Annotated in this window: 4 protein-coding genes, 4 tRNA genes and 1 rRNA gene; all 9 read right to left on the reverse strand. The window is 41.8% G+C overall.

Annotated features, from left to right (window positions below):
• The coding region (locus F607_RS33275) for a GTP-binding protein (protein WP_038291861.1) at positions 1–242 on the reverse strand (242 nt) is incomplete at its 3' end.
• Between the two features lie 77 nt (positions 243–319).
• A tRNA-Thr gene (locus tag F607_RS0125580) sits at positions 320–395 on the reverse strand.
• A 13-nt stretch (positions 396–408) separates the two neighbouring features.
• A tRNA-Gly gene (locus tag F607_RS0125585) sits at positions 409–483 on the reverse strand.
• A 33-nt stretch (positions 484–516) separates the two neighbouring features.
• A tRNA-Tyr gene (locus tag F607_RS0125590) sits at positions 517–600 on the reverse strand.
• A gap of 26 nt (positions 601–626) precedes the next feature.
• Positions 627–702, reverse strand: a tRNA-Thr gene (locus tag F607_RS0125595).
• 24 nt (positions 703–726) lie between these two features.
• Positions 727–1,446 (reverse strand): SPOR domain-containing protein, encoded by a 720-nt coding sequence (locus F607_RS0125600; RefSeq protein ID WP_027710290.1) that lies wholly within the window; start codon positions 1,444–1,446, stop codon positions 727–729.
• A 2-nt stretch (positions 1,447–1,448) separates the two neighbouring features.
• Positions 1,449–2,183, reverse strand: a complete 735-nt coding sequence (locus F607_RS0125605; RefSeq protein ID WP_027710291.1) for a type III pantothenate kinase — start codon at positions 2,181–2,183, stop codon at positions 1,449–1,451.
• Positions 2,176–3,159 carry a bifunctional biotin--[acetyl-CoA-carboxylase] ligase/biotin operon repressor BirA gene (gene birA / locus F607_RS0125610; RefSeq protein ID WP_027710292.1) on the reverse strand — a complete coding sequence of 328 codons (984 nt, stop codon included), beginning with the start codon at positions 3,157–3,159 and terminating at the stop codon, positions 2,176–2,178. Before birA ends, F607_RS0125605 begins: the two co-directional genes overlap by 8 nt.
• A 233-nt stretch (positions 3,160–3,392) precedes the next feature.
• Positions 3,393–3,508 (reverse strand): 5S ribosomal RNA (gene rrf, locus F607_RS0125615).
• Positions 3,509–3,521: the final 13 nt, after the last annotated feature.

Raw genomic sequence — 3,521 nt, forward strand, 5'->3', positions numbered from 1 at the left:
TCTACGTGAGCATAGTGGCGGTTTGGAGAATCATACTCAACGTGTGCTGTTGAGATAGTGATACCACGCTCACGCTCTTCAGGCGCATTATCGATCTGATCAAACGCTTTAACTTCACCACCCCACGTTTCCGCACATACGCGAGTCAGGGCTGCTGTCAATGTAGTTTTACCGTGGTCAACGTGGCCAATAGTACCCACGTTAACGTGCGGCTTATTACGCTCAAACTTAGCTTTAGCCATCGAGACCATCTCCTACCAGACGAAGATCTTCAACACAAATAAGGGTAGAACCATGTTCCACCCTCTTCATTCAAAACTGGAGCTCATAACCGGATTTGAACCGGTGACCTCTTCCTTACCAAGGAAGTGCTCTACCGACTGAGCTATATGAGCAACCTGAAAAATATGGAGCGGGCGGCGGGAATCGAACCCGCATCATCAGCTTGGAAGGCTGAGGTAATAGCCATTATACGACGCCCGCACATTACCACTTAAACAATCATAGTGAAAAATTTGGTGGTGGGGGAAGGATTTGAACCTTCGAAGCTCGCGCGTCAGATTTACAGTCTGATCCCTTTGACCACTCGGGAACCCCACCAAAAGAGGAGCGATTAAATTAAGGCTTGGTGCCGGCACTAGGAGTCGAACCCAGGACCTACTGATTACAAGTCAGTTGCTCTACCAACTGAGCTATACCGGCTCTCCCTCAATCGCGGGCGCAATTCTAAGGGATATTTATATAAGATGCAATGGGTTTACAACGATTTCTTCTTTTTTCTATGTAATGATATTTTTTTGCGATCTCAACCCAGATTTGATCACCCACTAAATCAGCTTGGTCAGGCGCAAAAATCAGCCAAATTTCATCTTTAAAGCGCTCTACTCGCTTAACTTTTACGTTATAGCCTGCTTGAGCAATTGTCTTTTGTAACTTATCAGCTGAGGTTTTTTTGGTGAATAAGCCCAGTGAGACGCCATTTTTCAATTCACCATCATTAATAATGTAACTATCAATATTTTGTTTTTGTAATTCTTTCAATTTTCGTAGCGCGTATTTTCTTGAGGGTTGTGGAGGAATATAAACCCAATAATCAGGCTCAGTCTCAATGTGCTGTTTTTCAACATCAGGCTGCACACCAAGCGCAAAAAAACGCTGCTGAACTTCTTTAAAGGGAGCAATTTCTGTAAAAGGACCTAGTCCTATGCAAAACCGCTCTGGTTCATGAGGTGTTTTTTGAGGAACCGCAACCGCTTTACTATTCTGCTCTAACTTTTCAAGCCCTGCTGGATTCACTTCAGTTAATAACTGAATTCCTTCACCTTCAGAAATACTTTCAGTTACCTCAGGTTCAGTTTGAACAGGACTGCTATGATTTCCTTGATACCAAAAATACCCATACAAAAAACCATTTGCTAATAATAGGGTTAAAAAAATCCAGCGCATTCTTAGTCCTGTTTACTAAAAGCCAGTGTAAGACCCTCAAATATTAAATCTTGCTTAATTTCCGCATCAATAAGTGATAATGCTTTAACATATTCAGCATCTCCTCCTGCAAAAATGACTCTATCAATTTGCAAGCTTTGATCCGCAATTAAGGATTTCAACATACTCACGACAAGCCTTCGAATACCATTATTGACAGCCTGAGTTGTTGACTGTCCTAATGTCATATCATTCAACCCATTACTGGTAAACCTCACTTGTCCAGTATTTTCAGTTAATGACTCATGCAATAATCGGAAGCCGGGAATAATATACCCTCCCAAGTGCTCACCCTTTTTATCCACAACATCCACTGTAATTGCCGTACCAAGGCTAACCAATAGTCTAACCTCACCAGGATACCAGGCATGGCTAGCGAGCATAGCTAACCAGCGATCAACGCCTAGCTTAGTTTCATCTCTATATGCGACTTTGAGTCCAGCAAATTCTTTTTTTACTTTTGCAACTCTCACCTTGCAGCAACATTCTTTATTAATTATCTCAATAAATTTCTTCTTACGCTCTTCACTCCAAACACACGCTAGTTGTATTTCATCAATATTTTCTGCTTTCTCTAACAGATAGCTAATAAATGCATCTTCAGAGTTAAAAGTATCTAGGCAAGTAACCTGCCCAGTTTCTAAGACCCTCAATTTTATGCGTGAGTTGCCCGCATCAAGCTGCCATATATTAGCCATAGGAATCTGTTCTTCTGCGCAAAGAAACTTCACCACCTTTATATACCACTATACCTTCCGCAGTAAGCACCTTTATCCCTCCAGACACATCAACTCCTTTTGCAATTCCAGGAACATATTGATGCCCATGAATAATGTTTACCGGCTCATCAAAAAATGCATCATAACTTTGCCAGTCACTCTGAAAATAAGTAAAGCCTTCCCGTTGAAATGTAGAGAGGACTTTACTTAGCTCTCTTATTAAAACAGCAGCAAGTTTATTTCGGCTGATTTTACTAGAGGTATATTGACTAACCGCAGCAACAGACTGGTTAATTTTTTTTTCTACTTCAGTATTAGTTGGCAAATCTATATTTATACCGACCCCAATAATAACCTGACACTCTCCAGCAGGATCACCCATCACTTCGAGCAAAATGCCTGCAGCTTTTTTTCCTCCTAAGAGCACATCATTTGGCCACTTGAGAGTTAGCTGCTGAACACCTAGTTGTTCAAGCCCTTTTACAACAGCCAACCCCACCGCCAGACTTAACCCCTCCAGCCCAGCAATACCATTGTAAAATGTCCATAGTGTCGAAAAGTACAAGTTATTTCCTAGGGGGCTTATCCACGTTCTTCCTTGCCTGCCTCGCCCCACACTTTGGTGCTCAGTAAAGCAAAAATAGTTCTTTTTAATCCCTGAGCGCGCTTTACTCATAGCCACATCATTTGATGAAGGAATCGTGACAAAAAAATCCATCTCTAAAGTCTCAGCAAAATCTGAGCTTAACTCTTCAGTAATTTTTTGCTTCTCAAGTAGTTCAACCCCTTTTTGTACTCTATACCCTTTACCAGGAATAGAGTCTAAACGTAGCCCCAAAGACTGCAGGCTTTTCAGCTTCTTCCATACAGCAGCGCGGGTCACCCCTAAGCTTTTTCCTAAAGCCTCACCAGAGTGAAATTTGCCATCACTTAATATTTCTAAAAGAGCCTTCATGTCACAAGTCTAAATAGAGAGGGAATATATAAAGGAAAGTGTACAAGAATAAGTGAGGAAAGAGTTATAAGGCAACAAAAGACAAATAAAGATGAGAAGAGTAAAGATAAAATCCAAGGTAAGGAGAGCACTAGCAAAAATTTATCTTTATAAGGCAGCGAGAGTTCAAAAAATCAAGCCTCAAGTCAGAAAGCAAAAAGCCCTGGCACGATGTACCAGGGCTTCCAATATGCGCTTGACGATGTCCTACTCTCACATGGCGAAACACCACACTACCATCGGCGCTGAGCAGTTTCACTTCTGAGTTCGGGATGGAATCAGGTGGTGCCCACTCGCTATCGTCGTCAAGCATAAACCTTTAG

Origin of the sequence: Zooshikella ganghwensis DSM 15267 (assembly GCF_000428585.1) — a bacterium.
Taxonomy (GTDB): domain Bacteria; phylum Pseudomonadota; class Gammaproteobacteria; order Pseudomonadales; family Zooshikellaceae; genus Zooshikella; species Zooshikella ganghwensis.